General features: G+C 70.5%; 6 protein-coding genes. 4 read left to right on the top strand and 2 right to left on the bottom strand.

All coding sequences use genetic code 11. The features are described from left to right. The first annotated feature begins 81 nt into the window (after positions 1–81). Positions 82–3,480 carry a CARDB domain-containing protein gene (locus EDD93_RS33040; protein WP_123529627.1) on the top strand — a complete coding sequence of 1,133 codons (3,399 nt, stop codon included), beginning with the start codon at positions 82–84 and terminating at the stop codon, positions 3,478–3,480. Between the two features lie 119 nt (positions 3,481–3,599). Here EDD93_RS33040 and EDD93_RS33035 read toward each other — a convergent pair whose 3' ends face one another. Continuing rightward, on the bottom strand, positions 3,600–4,436 hold the full coding sequence (locus EDD93_RS33035; protein ID WP_123529625.1) for an alpha/beta fold hydrolase: 837 nt from the start codon (positions 4,434–4,436) through the stop codon (positions 3,600–3,602). Beyond that, entirely contained in the window at positions 4,433–5,026 is a 594-nt protein-coding gene (locus tag EDD93_RS33030; RefSeq protein ID WP_123529623.1) for a TetR/AcrR family transcriptional regulator, read from the bottom strand. Before EDD93_RS33030 ends, EDD93_RS33035 begins: the two co-directional genes overlap by 4 nt. 578 nt (positions 5,027–5,604) lie before the next feature. Here EDD93_RS33030 and EDD93_RS33025 point away from each other — a divergent pair. The 3 genes from EDD93_RS33025 (at position 5,605) to EDD93_RS33015 (ending at position 17,623) form a co-directional block, all read left to right on the top strand. Beyond that, a complete protein-coding gene (locus EDD93_RS33025; RefSeq protein WP_123531538.1) occupies positions 5,605–6,453 on the top strand; it encodes a sterol desaturase family protein in 849 nt (282 codons plus the stop codon). Positions 6,454–6,531: 78 nt separating this feature from the next. Beyond that, positions 6,532–15,957 (top strand): non-ribosomal peptide synthetase/type I polyketide synthase, encoded by a 9,426-nt coding sequence (locus tag EDD93_RS33020; protein ID WP_123529620.1) that lies wholly within the window; start codon positions 6,532–6,534, stop codon positions 15,955–15,957. After that, positions 15,947–17,623 carry an NAD(P)/FAD-dependent oxidoreductase gene (locus EDD93_RS33015; protein WP_123529618.1) on the top strand — a complete coding sequence of 559 codons (1,677 nt, stop codon included), beginning with the start codon at positions 15,947–15,949 and terminating at the stop codon, positions 17,621–17,623. Before EDD93_RS33020 ends, EDD93_RS33015 begins: the two co-directional genes overlap by 11 nt. Positions 17,624–17,669: the final 46 nt, after the last annotated feature.

Here is a 17,669-nt window from a genome sequence, read left to right as displayed (position 1 = left end):
CATGACGCACACGCGTCACGCGGTCGGTGACGCGTCGTCGTGCCCTCCCGGTCCCGCAGCCCCCACGGAACAGAGGACAGCATGAGAGGGAAGCAGTTCAGATGGCGGTTCCTCATCGGCGCGGTCACAGCCGCGTTGATGACGGTCGGGATCCTGCCGGTCACCGCGTCAGCGGCCGTTCAGGGCCCCGACCTCGCTCTCGGTAAGCAGGCGACGGCCAGCGCTTCGAACGGCGCCTACGCGGCGTCGAACGTCACCGACGGCAGTCAGCAGACGTACTGGGAGAGCCCGGGTACGTTCCCGCAGTGGGTACGGGTCGACCTCGGGGCCCGGTTCGACGTCGACCAGGTGGTGCTGAAGCTGCCGAACACCTGGGAGGCGCGGACGCAGACGCTCTCCGTCCAGGGCAGCGCGGACGGGAGCGCCTTCAGTACCCTCTCCGCGTCGGCGGCACGGGTGTTCACGCCGTCGGCCGGCAACACCGTGACCATCGGCCTCACCGCGAAGCAGACGCGGTACATCCGGGTACAGGTGACGGCCAACACCGGCTGGAACGCCGCACAGCTCTCCCAGGTGGAGGTCTACGGACAGGACGGCGGCGGCGACCCCGGCCCGGGGACGGGGGTCGGATCCAACCTGGCGCTGAACAAGCCGATCGAAGCCTCCTCGTACACGCAGAACTTCGTCGCGGCCAACGCCAATGACGACAAGACCGGCACGTACTGGGAGTCGAACGGATACCCCTCGACGCTCACGGTGAAGCTCGGCGCCGACGCCGACCTCGAAGCCGTCGTCGTCAAGCTCTCCCCGGACCAGGCCTGGGCGGCCCGGACCCAAGGGCTGCAGGTGCTCGGCCGCTCCCAGTCCGCCACCGGCTTCACCTCGCTGAAGGACAGGGCCGACTACTCGTTCAGCCCCACCGGCAACGAGAACACGGTGACCATCCCGGTGACCGGGCGGTACGCGGACGTCCAGCTCAAGTTCTTCTCCAACACCGGTGCTCCCGGTGCCCAGGTCGCCGAGGTCCAGGTCGTCGGCACCGCCGCACCCAACCCGGACCTGACCGTCTCCGCACTGACATGGTCGCCGGCCTCGCCGTCCGAGGCGGACGACGTCACCGTGACCGCCACCGTCCGCAACACGGGTACGGCCCCGGCCGCCGCGACGACGGTCGATGTCAGTCTCGAAGGAGCGGTGGCCGGCAGCGCCCCGGTGGGCGCCCTCGCCGCCGGCGCCTCGGACACCGTTTCGGTCAAGGTCGGCAAGCGGCCGATGGGCAGCTACAGCGTCTCGGCGGTGGTCGACCCGACCGACACGGTCATCGAGCAGGACAACACCAACAACAGCCGCACCGCGGCGTCGAAGCTCGTCGTCTCGCAGAGCCCCGGCCCCGACCTGGAGGTCCTCGGCATCACCTCCAGCCCGTCGAACCCCGCGGTGGGCTCCGCAGTCACCTTCACCGTGTCCGTGCACAACCGGGGGACCTCGGCTGTGAGCGCGTCGACGGTCACCCGTCTCCTCGTGGAGAGCACCACGCTGAACGGCACGACCGGCGCGATCCCCGCCGGAGGAACGGTCACGGTCCCGATCAGCGGGAGCTGGACCGCGAAGAGCGGTGGCGCGAACCTGACCGCCACCGCCGACGCGACGGGCACTGTCGCCGAGACGAACGAGAACAACAACGTCTACTCGCGCTCCATCGTCGTCGGCCGGGGGGCCGCGGTCCCGTACACCGAGTACGAGGCGGAGAAGGGCGACTACCAGGGCACGCTGCTGACCTCGGACAAGGAGCGCACCTTCGGCCACACCAACTTCGCCACCGAGTCCTCGGGCCGCCAGTCGGTGCGGCTCAACTCCACCGGCCAGTACGTCGAGATCACCTCGACCGTCCCGTCCAACTCGATCGTCGTCCGCAACTCCGTCCCCGACTCCGCCGCAGGGGGCGGGGCAGAGGCCACGCTCAGCCTGTACGTCAACGGCACCTTCGCCCGCAAGCTGACCCTCTCCTCCAAGCACAGCTGGCTCTACGGCGACACGGACAGTCCCGAGGGCCTGACCAACCGGCCGGGCGGTGACGCCCGCAGGCTGTTCGACGAGTCCAACGCACTGCTGGGCCAGAACTACCCCGCCGGTACGAAATTCCGGCTCCAGCGCGACGCGGGCGACTCGGCGTCCTTCTACATCATCGACCTCGTCGACCTGGAGCAGGTTGCTCCGGCGGCCGCCCAGCCGGCCGGATGCACCTCGATCACCAACTACGGAGCCGTCCCGAACGACGGGATCGACGACACGGACGCCATTCAGCGGGCGGTGACGGCGAACCAGAACGGTGACATCAGCTGCGTGTGGATTCCGACCGGGCAGTGGCGGCAGGAGCAGAAGATCCTCACCGACGATCCACTGAACCGGGGCCAGTACAACCAGGTCGGCATCCGTGACGTCACGATCCGGGGTGCCGGTATGTGGCACTCGCAGCTGTACACGCTGACCCCGCCGCAGAACGCGGGTGGCATCAACCACCCGCACGAGGGCAACTTCGGCTTCGACATCGACGACAACACCAAGATCTCCGACATCGCGATCTTCGGCTCCGGCACCATCCGGGGCGGTGACGGCAACGCCGAGGGCGGCGTCGGTCTCAACGGCCGCTTCGGCAAGGACACCAAGATCACCAACGTGTGGCTGGAGCACGCGAACGTCGGCGTGTGGGTCGGCCGCGACTACGACAACATCCCGGACCTCTGGGGACCGGGCGACGGCGTCGAGTTCAGCGGGATGCGCATCCGCAACACCTACGCGGACGGCATCAACTTCGCCAACGGCACCCGCAACTCATCGGTCTTCAACTCCTCCTTCAGGAACACCGGAGACGACTCGCTGGCCGTCTGGTCGAGCAAGTACGTGAAGAACCCGTCGGTGGACATCGGTCACGACAACCACTTCCGCAACAACACGATCCAGATGCCGTGGCGGGCCAACGGCATCGCGGTCTACGGCGGTTACGGCAACACGATCGAGAACAACATCGTCTCCGACACCATGAACTACCCGGGCATCATGCTGGCGACGGACCACGATCCGCTGCCGTTCTCCGGGGAGACGCTGATCGCCAACAACGAGCTGTTCCGTACCGGCGGCGCGTTCTGGGGCGAGGCCCAGGAGTTCGGTGCCATCACGCTGTTCGCGTCCGGACAGGACATCCCGGGGGTCACGATCCGGGACACCGACATCCATGACTCGACCTACGACGGGATCCAGTTCAAATCGGGCGGCGGTTCCGTGCCCGGAGCGAAGATCTCGAACGTCCATATCGACAATTCCGTCAACGGCTCGGGAATCCTGGCCATGGGAGGCGCCAGGGGCAGCGCGACCCTGAGCAATGTGACCATCAGCGGCTCGGCCGAGGGCGACGTCGTGGTCGAACCCGGTTCACAGTTCGTCATCAACGGCAGCGCCGGCAAGGCGTCCGTCACGAAGTAACTCCGGTCCTCGCACCGGACACCACCGGCCTCCGGCCGGCACGCCATGGGGACGTGCCGGCCGGAGGTACGTCCGCCCGTCGCGGCGGCCGCGATCACGCTCCGGCGCTGCCTCGGGTCTCAGGTGCGGAGGGCCTCGCGGAGGTGTCCGGCGAATCCGGCGGGATGCGTGCTCAGCCCGGTGTGCCCACCGGGGAAGTGCCGCAGTCCCGTGCCCAGTCGCTCGGCCAGGAGGGCGGCCGGGCGGTAGGGCAGCTCACCGCGTGAGTCCTGCCCGCACGCGAGCACGAGCCGGTCCGACAGCGCCTCCAGCCGGCTGACGTCCGGCGTGTAGGACATGAAGGCCGGGACGATACGTTCGACGAAGTAGGGCAGGTCGGCCATCGTCCGCTCGGCCCGCGCCGCCACTTGCGGCGGCAGCCGGACTTCGGCCGCCGGGCCGGTGGTGTCACCGTCCTTCCGCAGCCCCGCGGCGAATGCCGCCATCGCCGGACCGAGCCCCTCCACGCGGAACGTCTCGGTGACACGTGCGACGAGCGCGCGATGCGCGGGGGCGTCCGGAAGGACCTCCACCATCGGCGGCTCGTGTGCCACGACGCGTTCGACGCCTTCGGCGTGGGCGGTCAGCAGGTGCACGGCGACGATCGCGCCCGAACTGGAGCCGAAGACGCGAGCGGGCTCACCTGGCGAGAGCAGCCGCAGCAACCGGAAGGCGTCATCGGCGTGCTGGGCCACCCGCTGTTCGGCCCCGGGGTCGTCGAGCCCGCTGCGGGACATGCCCCGCGGGTCGAAGGTCGCGACGGTGTACTCGGTGGCCAGCTCGCCGGCGATCGGGTCGAAAGACGCCGCGCCGCCGGTACCGCCGGGAATCAGCAGCAGAAGCGGACCGCTGCCGCGTACCTCGTAGTGCAGGCTCGCGCCGTCCACGCGAAGGCTGCCGGTGGCCGGTTCCGTCATGCGGGCTCCCCTTCCCGGGCCGGGGGCCAGTGTTCCAGCAGGGTGTGCAGGGCATCGAGCGCCCGCACCCAGGAGTCCTGGGGGGAACGCGCGTGCCCGAACCCGCCCGCGGCCTCCAGGGCGACGAACCCGTGGAAGGTGCTGCGCAGCAACCGCACCGCGTCGGTCAGGTCGGGCTCCGCGAGTCCGTAGCCGCGCAGCATGCCGTAGGTCAGCTCGACCGCGCGCCGCGGTCCGGGCGCCTTCGCGGCCAGTTCGGGATCGATCTCCATGGGGGTCTGCGTCGCTGTGTACCGGCCCGGATGTTCGTGGGCGTACTCGCGCCAGGCATCCGCGAACGCGACCAGCGCGTCCCGTCCCGCCCGCCCGGCGGTCGCCTCCGCGATACGCATCGTCTTCTCGTCCGCCGCGAGCAGCGCGATCCGCCCACGCAGATCGTCAAGACCGCGGACGTGCGTGTAGAGGCTCGCGTCCTTCACCCCGAGCCGCCTCGCCACCTGAGACATGGTCACCCGATCGAGCCCGGCCTCGTCCGCCAGCTCGGCACCCGCGATCGTCACCCGCTCGACTGTCAGTCCGGCCCGAACCATGTGCCCTCCCCAAGATCCTAAGGGCCCTAGGTATAACCTAGAACCCCTAGGTTCGGCAACCCGGGTTCCCCGTCGGAGGGGCTCATGGCGAGTCCGCCGGTGAGCGGGAAAGAAACGAAAAGAATACTAAGTAACCCACATCGGGGACAGCGGGGCTTCTTCCTATTTCCCCCGGACCGAACGTCCGGTTCAATGATCTCGAAGATAAGTCGAGGCGCTCGGGGGAAAACTCATCAAGTCACCGGTCGAGGATTGAAGCCGCTGAGAGCGGAAAAGAATGTATCGGGCTGCAGCGGGACGCCTCGTACGAGGCCATCGCATCGAATCAGCCCGAATCCTCGGCTACCCACATTCACCCTCCGGGGTCCGTGGGTGCTTGCCATCCATTTTCCGTACGCCCTTGGGGACTTCGGCTCGCGCGTGAAGTCGATGCCCCCCGGTTCCCCTTGTGCCGTCGCGGGCGGCGCAGTCGGTCAGCATGTCCACGGGAGGTGTTTCGGGTGTACGAATACGAAGGGCGCGCCGACGGCTGTATTCGCCCCGCGCGACGATTATCGAACGGGTTCCGTCAACAGCGAATTCTCCGTTCCCTCGCTTATCCCCTGCTCCTCGCGGCCACCCTCGGAGTGGCTTCCGGTTCGCTGATACTGCACTGGGAACCCGGCCGGGTAAGCCCGCTCTTCCTGGTGGGCACTCTCATCTACCTGGCGATCCTCGAAAGGCTGATCCCGCACCGGCGGGACTGGCATCCCAGCGGGGCGGAATGGCGTTGGTACGGCGTCTATTTTCTCCTCACCATGGCCGGCAGCGCACTGGCGCAGCTCGGGGTGACGACCGCGGTCGGGAGGCTCGCACCGGCCGATCCGGCACTCCCGCTGTGTGCCGAGATCCCGGCCGCCCTGCTGAGCGGTTCGCTGGCCAGCTACCTGGTACACCGGCTGGGGCACGCCAACCCGCTGCTGTGGCGGCTGCACGGTGTGCACCACGTGCCGCAGAAGGTCAACGTCGCGAACAACGGCGTCAACCACGTGCTGGACATCGCCCTCGCCCAGGGCGCGGTCCAGCTCACCCTGGCACTGGCCGGGTTCTCCCAGGAGTCCGTGCTCGCCACGGGCCTGTTCGTGGCCGCACAGGGCTATTTCGTCCACGCCAACATCGACGTGCGCATCGGCAGGCTCAACCACTTCCTGGCCAGCCCCGAGCAGCATCGTCTGCACCACAGCACGGATCTTTCCGAAGCGGGCCATTACGGCTCCGACCTGTCGTGCTGGGACCACCTCTTCGGAAGTTTCACCTGGCGGTCCGGCCGTGAGCCGGCCGAGGTCGGACTCTGCGACCCCACCTCCTTTCCCGGAACCGGCGAGATTCTCGGGAGCCTTCTCCATCCGTGGCGCCGTGCGAAGACGCCCGGAGGCGAGACCGTCTGACCCCGGGGCCCTGGCCCGCACCACAGACTTCGGCGCTGCCTCCCGGCAGCGTGACCACCTGATGAGGAGTGTGCGAACTTGGCTGACGCGATCACTGACGCTTCAACGGGCAAAGTGGCGATCATTGGAATCGGCTGCCGCTTCCCCGGCGAGGCATCGGACCACCGGACCTTCTGGCAGAACCTGCTGGACGGCAGGGACTGCGTCATCCCGACACCCGCGGACCGCTACGACGTCACCACACTCAGGAGCGGATACCGGGACAAGCCCGGCCGCCTCGTGGGCGGCAGGGGCGGATACATCGAGGGCTTCGACGAGTTCGAGCCGTCCTTCTTCGGCATCAGCCCGCGCGAGGCCGACCACATGGACCCCCAGCAGCGCAAGCTCCTGGAAGTGGCTTGGGAAGCCCTGGAGGACGGCGGTCAGCGGCCCGCAGACCTGGCGGGCAGTGACACGGCCGTCTATGTGGGCGCGTTCACACTCGACTACAAGATCCTGCAGTTCGCCGATCTGGGCTTCGGGACACTCGCCGCCCACACCGCCACCGGCACGATGATGACGATGGTGTCGAACCGGATCTCGCACTCCTTCGACTTCCGGGGCCCCAGCCTCTCGGTCGACACCGCGTGCAGCTCCTCCCTGGTCGCCGTACACCTGGCGTGCCAGAGTTTGAACAGAAGAGAGAGCGGACTCGCGCTCGCGGGCGGAGTGCTGCTGCACATGGCACCGCAGTACACCATCGCGGAGACGAAGGGCGGATTCCTGTCGCCGGGCGGTCACTCCCGCACCTTCGACGCCTCGGCCGACGGGTACGTCCGCGCCGAGGGCGTCGGCCTCGTCGCGCTCAAGCGGCTGGAGGACGCGCTGCGGGACGGGGACCCGATCCACGCCGTGATCGCCGGCAGCGGGGTCAACCAGGACGGCCGGACCAACGGCATAACGGTTCCCAACGGCGAGGCCCAGGTCTCACTCGTGCGTCAGGTCTGCGCCGAAGCCGGTATCACCCCCGGCGATCTGCAGTACATGGAGGCGCACGGCACCTCGACGCCCGTGGGCGACCCGATCGAGGCCAACGCCCTGTCCCGGGCACTCGCCATCGGGCGCACCCCGGGAGCCGCCTGCTACGTCGGCTCGGTGAAGGCCAACATCGGGCACACGGAGTCCGCTGCCGGGATCGCCGGACTGATCAAGACCGCCCTCGCCCTCGAGCACCGCCGCATCCCGCCCCACATCAACCTCGAAAGGATCAACCCCGCCATCGACCGCGGTTCCTCCCCGTACGACATCCCGACCAGGGTGACGGACTGGCCCGAGCACGAGGGACCCGCACGGGCCGGAGTGAACGCCTTCGGCTTCGGCGGGACCAACGCGCACGCGGTCCTGGAGGAGGCACCCGCGCACACGGCGCGCGCCGGGGACGCCCGGCGCCCCGGGACGTCACCGTCTGCCGCCCGGCCGCAGGAGCGCAGCTGGAGCATTCTGCCCCTGACCACACGTCACCCGGACGCCCTCCCGCAGCTGGCGCGCGGGATCAGCCGCGAGCTCGCCGGAGGCCACGGCGCCGCCGTCGCACTCGACGACCTCGGCCACACACTCGCCCACCGGCGCCAGCACCTCGAATCGCGGCTCTCCGTCGTCTACTCCTCCAAGGAGTCCCTGGACGAGGCGCTGGAGACATACCTGCGGGGCGAACCGCATCCACGGGTAGTACAGGGGCGACAACTCGACGCCCCTGACCGGCGCCTGGTCTGGGTGTTCACCGGCATGGGCCCGCAGTGGTGGGCCATGGGCCGAGGACTGCTGGCGAGCGAGCCGGTGTTCCGGGACGCGGTCACCGCGTGCGACCGGGAGATCCGCAAGATCGCCGGGTGGTCCCTGATGGACGAGATGGCCGCCGACGAGAGCCGGTCGCGGATGGCGGAGACCTGGCTCGCACAGCCCGCCAACTTCGCCGTACAGATCGGCCTCGCGGCCCTGTGGCGCTCGTACGGCATTCAGCCGGACGCCGTGGTCGGGCACAGCACCGGCGAGATCGCGGCCTTCTACGAGGCGGGCGTCTACTCCCTGGAGGACGCGGTCAGGATCGCCGTCCACCGCAGCCGGCTCCAGCACACCCTTTCCGGGACGGGCACCATGCTCGCCGTCGGACTGCCCGAGGCCGAGGCCGACCGCCGGGTGCGTCCCTACGGGGACCGGATCTCCGTGGCCGCCGTCAACAGCCCCGGCTCGGTCACCCTGGCCGGGGACGGGACGGCGCTGGCAGCGCTGGCCGACGAGCTGCGCACCGAACAGGTCTTCACCAAGTTCCTCGCGGTGGAGGTCCCTTACCACAGCGCCGCGATGGACCGGATCAAGGAGGAGCTCCTCACCGCGCTCGCCGGCATCGAGCCCCGCCCCGCCACGGTCCCGGTTCACCTCACCGGCCAGGAGGGTGTCGCGGAGCACGTCGAGCTCGATGCCGCCTACTGGTGGAAGAACGTCCGCGACCGGGTGCGCTTCCACGCCGCAGTGGACCGGCTGGCCGACGACGGCCACCGGCTGTTCCTCGAGATCGGCCCCCACCCGGTCCTCGGGCACGCCATCCGCGAATGCCTGGAGGCCAAGGGCCGCACCGGCGTCTCGGTGCCGTCGGTGCGCCGCGCGGAGGACGAACCCGAGCGCTTCGCCCTGTCCCTGGCGACGCTGCACAACCTCGGGCTCGACATCGCGTGGGACGAACTCCAGCCCGCAGGGCGGACGGTCCCGCTGCCCCGCTACCCCTGGCGCCGCGACCGCCACTGGACCGAGCCCGAATCCGTCGCACAGGTCCGCCTCGGCCTGCTCGACCACCCCCTGCTGGGCCGCCGCACGGACCACACCGACCCGACCTGGCAGGCCCGGCTGGACACCGAGAGGCTGCCGTACCTCGCCGATCACCGCATTCAGGAGTCCGTGGTCTTCCCCGCGGCCGGCTACCTGGAGATGGCCGCCCAGGCCGTACGGGAACTGACCGGGGGCACGGACGTCGGACTGTCCGACATCGACCTGCGCAAGGCGCTCTTCCTGGCCGAGGACGACGCCCGCACGGTCCACCTCTCCGTCTCGCTGGAGGACGGCGCCTTCATCGTCGCTTCGGCAGCGGCGGGGCCCGACGCGGACCGGGTGGTGCACGCGAGCGGAGTGGTCCGCACCGCGCAGCGCCGCTCGGCCGGGCCGCCGCTGCAGGCCGGCCCGATCAGGGAACGGTGCCCGCGCCGGCTGGACAACCAGGAGTGCTACACGGCGCTGGCCGCGCTGGGCTACCAGTACGGGCCCGCCTTCCAGGCCATCGAGGAGGTCTGGATCGGCACCGACGAGGTACTGGCGCGGATCGCTCCGCCCGCGGCGATCGGAGGCGGAGCGGCGGACCACCATATCCACCCGGTTCTGCTGGACGCCTGCTTCCAGGCCCTGCTGACGCCGCAGCTCCTGGCCGGGACGACACCGCCGCCGGGCACCGGCATCCGGTTACCCCTGTCGCTCGACGAGATGAGCGTGTCACCCGTCGGTGACCAGCCCCTGTGGGTGCACGGCACGGTGCGCCGCCAGGACGGGGACGCACTGGTCGGTGACCTCGCGCTGTACGCCGAGGACGGGACGGCGCTGGGCCGCATGCGGGGATTCCGCGCGGCCGACGTGGAGAAGGCCTCGGGGGCCGTCTCCCGGAGCACCGTCGACTCCTGGCTGGCGGAACCCGTCTGGACCGACCGCCCCTGGGCGGCGGCCTCCGGGCCGGTGGCCCAGGGGCCCGGCCAGGACGAGCCGCAGGACTGGCTGGTCCTGGCCGACAACGGGGGAGTGGGGGACGCCTTCGCGGAACTGGTGACCGCGCGGGGTGATCGCTGCCGCACGGTACGGCTGGACGACTTCGACGACCGGCCCGCCGGCGCCGGCGAATCACCCGGTGCACCGGACTGCGCCGCGAGGCTGGAACAGCTCTTCGCCGGACTGGACCGCGACGGCACGGCCTTCCGAGGCACGGTCGTGCATCTGTGGAACCTGGATCTGCCCGCCGTCGCCGACTCCGAGCGCCAGGATCTGGCACGGGCCGCGGACACAGGGGCCTACTCCCTGGTCGCGCTCGCCCGGATCCTGCTGGCCCGGCAGACCGGCGGACGGCTGCACGTGGTCACCCGCGGCGCCCAGCCCGTGACACCCGGGGAGGCGCCCGAACCGCTCGGCGCGCCCGCCTGGGGCGTCACGCGGGTGCTCCGGCACCAGGAGCTGGCCGGCCACCGGGGCAAGCTGGTCGACCTCGACCCCGAACGGGAAGCCGGCGCACCCGGCGTCCGGGCTGAGGCCGAAGCACTGCTGCGTGAGTTCCTCAGCGACGACGAGGAGGAGATCGGGCTGCGCGGCGACCGCCGGGCGACCAGCCGCATCAGGCCCGCCGACGGGCTGACGAGGCCACTGCCGCTGCGCCTGCGGGCGGACGGAAGCTATCTCGTCACCGGAGCCTTCGGGGCGCTGGGACGGCTGCTGTGCCGGACCCTGGTCAAGCGCGGCGCCCGACGCCTCATCCTCATGAGCCGGACGCCCGTACCCGAGCGCGACACATGGCGGGAGACCGATCCGGCGACGGCGCAGGGCAAGGCCGTGGCCCTCCTGCGGGAACTGGAGGCCGCCGGCGCGCAGACGGTCCTGGCACCGGTCGACGTGACCGACGAACAGGCCCTGACCGGCTGGCTCGACGAGCACCGGCGGGCCGGGGCGCCGCCCGTGCGCGGCGTGTTCCACCTGGCAGGACAGGTGCGGGACAGGCTCGTCGCCGACATGGACCGCGCCACGTTCGACGCGGTCCTCGACCCCAAGGCCGTCGGCGCGTACCTGCTGGACAAGCACCTGCGGGACGAGCCGCTCGAACACTTCGTGCTCTTCGCCTCGATCGCCTCGCTGCTGACGACCGCGGGCCAGACCAACTACGCGGCGGGCAACGCCTTCCTGGACGCGCTGGCCCATCGGCGCCGGGCGCAAGGCCTGCCCGCACTGAGCCTCGACTGGGGCCCCTGGGCCACGGGCATGATCGAGGAACTGGGCCTGGTCGACCACTACCTCCACAGCCGGGGCATGAGTTCGCTGTCCCCGGAAGCCGGGATGAGCGTCCTGGAACGCGTCATCGGACAGGACCGCGCGCAGCTGCTCGTCGCCACGGTCGTCGACTGGCAGACCTTCCTGGCCTGGTACGACTCACCGCCCCCGCTGGTCACCGAACTGGCCGAGGCCGCCCGGGAACACGCCGTGGAGGAGGGCGGCGGATTCCTCGACGCCTTCCGCGATGCCGGGGAGGCGGAGCGCCGCCGCCTGGTCGTCGACCGCTTCACGACGCTGACCGCCACGGTCCTGCGCACCGCCGCGCACGAGATCGACCCCGCCGCCGGGCTCACGGGACTGGGACTCGACTCGCTCCTCGCGATGGAGCTCCGCGCCAGGACGCAGGCCGATCTCGGCATCGCCCTGCCGGTCGTCGCCCTGCTGAGCGGCACCTCCGTCGGGGAACTGGCCGCGCGGCTCTACGACGGCCTGGCCGAACGGGTCGCGGCCGGCGGCGCCGGGGAGAGCGGGGGGGCCGACGTCGAGGTGTTCACCGACGAGCTGAACCACCCCCTGACCCAGAACCAGAAAGCCCTCTGGTTCCTCAAGCAGCTCAACCCCGACGGCTACGCCTACAACATCGGCGGCGCCGTCGAGGTGCGCGCCGAGCTCGAACCGGAGCTGATGTTCGAGGCAGTGCGCAGGCTCGTCGCCCGCCATCCGGCGCTGCGCGCCAACTTCCATCTGGAGGACGGGCTGCCGGTGCAGCGCACGACCTCCGGCACCGAGCCCGACCTGGGCCTGTTCGACGTCCAGGGCCAGGGCTGGGAGGACATCCGGCGCACCATCATCCGCGAGTACCGCAAGCCGTACGACCTCGAACACGACCGGCTGGTGCGGTTCCGGCTGTTCAAGCGCGGGCCGAGCCGCTGGGTCATCATGAAGGCCGTCCACCACATCGTCTCGGACGCGATCTCGACGTTCACCTTCATCGAGGAACTGCTCGCCGTGTACGAGGCGCTGAAGCAGGGCCGCGAACCCTCCCTGCCGCCGGTGGGCGCCCGGTACCTGGACTTCCTCAACCAGCAGAACCGGTTCCTGGCAGGGCCCGAGGCCGGCGGAATGCTCGAGTACTGGCGCTCCCACCTGCCCGCCGAGGTCCCGCTCCTGGACCTGCCGGTGGACCGGCCCCGCCCTGCCGTGCAGACGCACAACGGCGCCTCCGAGTTCTTCGTGCTCGACGCCGATCTGAGTGCCCGGGTGCACGTGCTGGCCCAGGAGCACGGCGTGACGCCGTTCATGGTGCTGCTCAGCGCCTACTACATCCTGCTGCACCGCTACTCCGGCCAGGACCACGTCGTCGTCGGCAGCCCGGTGACCGGCCGCACCCACCAGGAGTTCGCCTCGGTCTACGGCTACTTCGTGAACCCGCTGCCGCTGCACGCGGACCTGTCGGCGGGGCCCACGGTCACGGAGCTGCTGGAGCAGGTCCGCAGGACGGTCCTCAACGGCCTGGACAACCAGGAGTACCCGTTCGTCCTGCTGGTCGACGAGCTGGGCCTCCAGCACGACCCCAGCCGCTCGGCCGTGTTCCAGGCGATGTTCATCCTGCTCACCCACAAGGTGGCCACCGAGCAGTACGGCTACCGGCTGGAGTACATCGAACTCCCCGAAGAGGAAGGACAGTTCGACATCACCCTGTCGGTCTACGAGGACGAGGCGGAGGGCCGCTTCCACTGCGTCCTCAAATACAACACCGACCTCTTCCTGCCCCGGACCGTCCGCCGCATGGCCGCGCACTACGTCCAGCTGCTCGACAGCATGACGCGAGCACCCGCGGAACTGCCCACCCCGAGGCTGGAGATGCTCGGCTCCCAGGAGCGCGAGCAGCTGGTCACCGAGTGGAGCGGCGCCTCCCGGCTGCCGGCCGTCGCCGGACGGGACCCGGGCCCGGACCGGGCCGTCCACCAGCTGATCGGAGATATCGCCGCCGCACACCCCGAGGCCGTCGCCGTCTCCGTGCCCGCCCTGCGCGGCGCCACGGAACACCTCACGTACGGCGAGCTCCACCGCAGGGCCGACGCCAGGGCCCGGCGGCTGCGCGAGCTGGGAGTGACGGAGGGCTCCGTCGTGGCACTGTGCCTCGACAAGTCACCGGAACTGGTCATCACCCTCCTCGCCGTACTCAGGGCGGGCGGCGCCTATCTGCCCGTCCACCCCGACCAGCCCGCCGACCGCGTCGCCCACGTACTGGGCATCGCGCAGGCCACCCTCATCGTCGTCGACGACTCGCGCACCGCGTGGGCCCAGCGGCTGCCCGCCACCGTGCTGACGCCGGCGGAGCTGCGCCCGGCGGACACCGGGGGACCCGCCCCGCAGGGGGCCACCGACCTCGACTCACCCGCCTACGTCATCAACACCTCCGGATCCACCGGCCGGCCCAAGGCGGTACGGGTCAGCCACCGCAGCCTCGCCTCGGCGTACGCGGCATGGGCCCAGGAGTACCGGCTGACGGACGGGGCGCGCGTCCATCTCCAGATGGCCGAGCCCTCGTTCGACGTGTTCACCGGCGACCTGGTCCGCGCCCTGTGCTCGGGCGGCCGGCTGGTACTGGCCGACCGGGACCTGATCTTCGACACATCCCGGCTGTACCGCACGATGCGGACGGAACGGGTCGACTGCGCCGAGTTCGTCCCTGCCGTCGTGCGGGGCCTGATGGACCACTGCGAGCGAACCGGCGAACGGCTCGACTTCATGAACCTCCTGGTGGTCGGCTCCGATGCCTGGAAGGTGGCGGAGTACGAGCGGCTGCGCGGTCTGTGCGGTCCCGGGACCAGGGTGATCAACTCCTACGGCGTCACCGAGGCCACCATCGACAGCGCTTTCTTCGAGGGGCCCGCCGACGGGCTCGAGCCCGGTCTCATGGTGCCGATCGGCCGCCCCCTGGCGAACAGCACACTCCATGTCCTGGACGACCACGGCGAACCCGTCCCGCCCGGCGTGCCGGGCGAACTGTGGATCGGCGGCGAGGGCGTCGCGACCGGGTACGCCGGGGACCCGGAGCAGACGGCGCGACGCTTCGTGACGCGGAACCTGAGCCGCGAGCCGGGCGCCGCACCGGTACGGCTCTACCGGACGGGCGACCTGGCGCGCTGGGACACACACGGCCGGATGCACCTGCTCGGACGCAGCGACCACCAGGTCAAGCTGCGCGGCCACCGGATCGAGGTCGCGGAGATCGAGGCGCATCTGGCGGGCTGGCCCGGCCTCGCCCGCGTGGTGGTGGCCGTCCGCCCCGATGCCGCGGGGGACGCGACCCTCTGCGCGTACTGCGTCCCGGAGCCGGGGGCAAGGCTCGACCGGCGGGCCGTGCGCCGCCATCTCGCCGGCTCGGTCCCGGCGTTCATGGTGCCCTCCCATGTCGTCGAGCTTGAGCGGCTGCCGCTCACCGCGCACGGAAAGGTCGATGTCGCAGCGCTGCCGGTGCCGGCCGGTGCGGACCGGCAGGAGTCCTACGAAGCACCGGTGACCCTCTACGAGATCAGCATGGCCCGGCACTGGGAGGCGCTGCTCGGGATGGAACGGGCGGGGCTCGGGGACGACTTCTTCGAATCCGGCGGCAGCTCGATCAAGCTGATCGAGCTCCTGCACCACCTGCGCACGGAGTTCGGCATCGGCGTCCCCGTCAGCCGCCTCTACCAGGCCACGACCCTGCACGGCATGGCCGCGGCCGTGGCGGACCTCGTCAACAACACGACCTCCGAGGAGCTGCCGTACCTGACCTTCAACCCAGGGCCCGGACAGCCCGTCTTCTGCTTCCCCCCGGCGGGTGGCCACGCGCTCGTCTACCGAGGGTTCGCGGCGCAGCTCGACCCCTACCGGATCGTCGCGTTCAACTATGTGCCCGGTGACGACAAGGTCGCCCGCTACGCGGACCTGGTGGAGTCCGTCGGCCCCGACGGCCCCTGCCGGCTGCTCGGCTACTCGCTGGGCGGCAACCTGGCCTTCGAGGTGGCCAAGGAGCTCGAAGCACGCGGCCGCGAGGTCTCCCACGTGGTGGTGCTGGACTCCCGCCGCATCCTGGAGACGTACGAGCCGGGTGAGGACGGCGTGCGGATCTTCGAGGCGGAGCTGGGCCGGCATCTGTACCAGCACACCGGCTCCGAGATCGTCGCCAAGACCGTCCTGGAGCACGCGGCCGAGTACGTCGGCTTCTGCGGCAGGACCCCCAACACCGGGACGGTCGCGGCCTCGGTCGGCGTCGTGACCGACGAGGAGAAGGCGGGCCTGTACGCCGTCGGCGCCCCCGGCACCTGGCACGGCAGTTCCACCGGAGCCACGCATGTCCTGCGGGGCTCCGGGACCCACGCCGACATGCTCGACCCCAAGCACCTCCCGCGCAACGCCGCCCTGGTACGCGCCCTTCTCACGGGGGACGCCGACCATGCCGGATGAGGACGACTGGGAGAGCCCGCACCGCACGCCCGGCAGCGCCCCGCGCGTCATCGTCATCGGCGCGGGTGTGGCAGGGCTGTCCACCGGCTGCTACGCGCAGATGAGCGGGATGCGGACCCGCATCTTCGAGAAACACGTGCTGCCCGGCGGATGCTGCACGGCCTGGTCCCGCGACGGCTACCTCTTCGACTACTGCATCGAATGGCTGATCGGCACCGCCGCGGGCAACGACGCCAACCAGGTCTGGCGCGAGCTCGGCGCGCTCGACGGCAAGACGGTCAGGAACTTCGACCTGTTCAACAAGGTCGTCGACGACGACGGCAGGTCCGTGACCTTCTGGAACGATCCGGCCCGCCTGGAGGCGCACCTGCTGCACGTCTCACCCCCCGACGCACGGCTGATCCGCTCCTTCTGCCGCGACCTGCGGAGGTTCACGGAGATCGAGCTCTACCCGTTCCTGACCGCGCCCGCCCTGCGGACCGTACGGGAGAGGGCGGCGACGCTGCGCACCGTACTGCCGGCGTTCCGCCTCTTCTGGCGCACCGCCGCCACCCCGATGCACCGGTTCGCGGACCGGTTCGAGGACCCGCTGCTGCGCAGAGCCTTCCGGAACATCTTCTTCCAGGACCCGGAGGGCTTCCCGCTGCTGCCGTACCTGTTCAACATGGCCAGCGCCTACCACGGCAACGCGGGCTTCCCACAGGGCGGTTCGCTCGGCCTCGCCCGGTCGGTCGAGGAGCGCTACACCGGACTCGGCGGGACGGTGACCTACCGCGCCCGTACCGAGAGGGTGCTGGTGGACCACGACCGGGCCGTCGGAATCGAGCTCCGCAACGGCAGGAGGTACTACGCCGACCACGTCGTGTCGGCCTGCGACGGGCACACCACGGTCTACGACCTGCTGGGGGGCCGGTACACCGGAGCCAGGATCGACAAGCTCTACACCGAACTCCTGGATCGTCCCGGAACACTGTTCCCCGCCGTGGTCTCCGCGTTCGTCGGCGTCCACGGAGACCTCCCCGCCGGGGACGCCCACAGCACCACGTACCTGCTCCCGCCCGAGGAGGCCGCCGAACTGCCCGGCGCGCTCCAGAGCAGCCTGGTCGTCCAGCTGCGCTCGCGCTACTCGGACGGCTTCGCTCCGCCCGGGAAGTCGGTGGTCCACTGCACCTACTTCAGTGACTACGCCTACTGGAAGGCGCTGCGCCAGAGCGACCGCAAGGCCTATTGGGCGCAGAAGCGCAAGGTGGCCGACTTCGTACGGCGGTTCCTGGGGCGGCTCTGGCCGGGCACGGCCGAGCGGATCGACCTGGTGGACGTGGCCTCACCGGCGACGACCCGGCGCTACACCGGGAACCACAACGGCTCGATCCTGGCCTGGAAGGCGTTCTCCGACGCCGACGACGTCTCCGCCGGCCTGGTCGGCAAGGACCGGATGCGGCTGCCCGGACTCAGCGGGTTCTCCATGGCCGGCCAGTGGGTCGGCATGGGCGGCCTGATCCGTGCCGCCTCCACCGGCCGCTTCGCCACCCAGTACCTGTGCGAGGAGCTGGGCCTCCCGTTCAGGGCCTGGGAGAGCGGCGGCACCGACCCCTGGCACCCGGACAGGCTGGGCAAGCTCCCCCAGCTCGACCGGTGGTCGGCCAGGGAGGGAACGGGCTCGTGAACACGGACAGGACAGTGACGAACAGGCCTTCGGCGCGGGCGCCGCA

The organism is Streptomyces sp. 840.1, assembly GCF_003751445.1.
Taxonomy (GTDB): Bacteria; Actinomycetota; Actinomycetes; order Streptomycetales; family Streptomycetaceae; genus Streptomyces.
The sequence above is the reverse complement of the archived record's forward strand: the minus strand, read 5'-3'. Positions and strand labels throughout refer to the sequence as shown.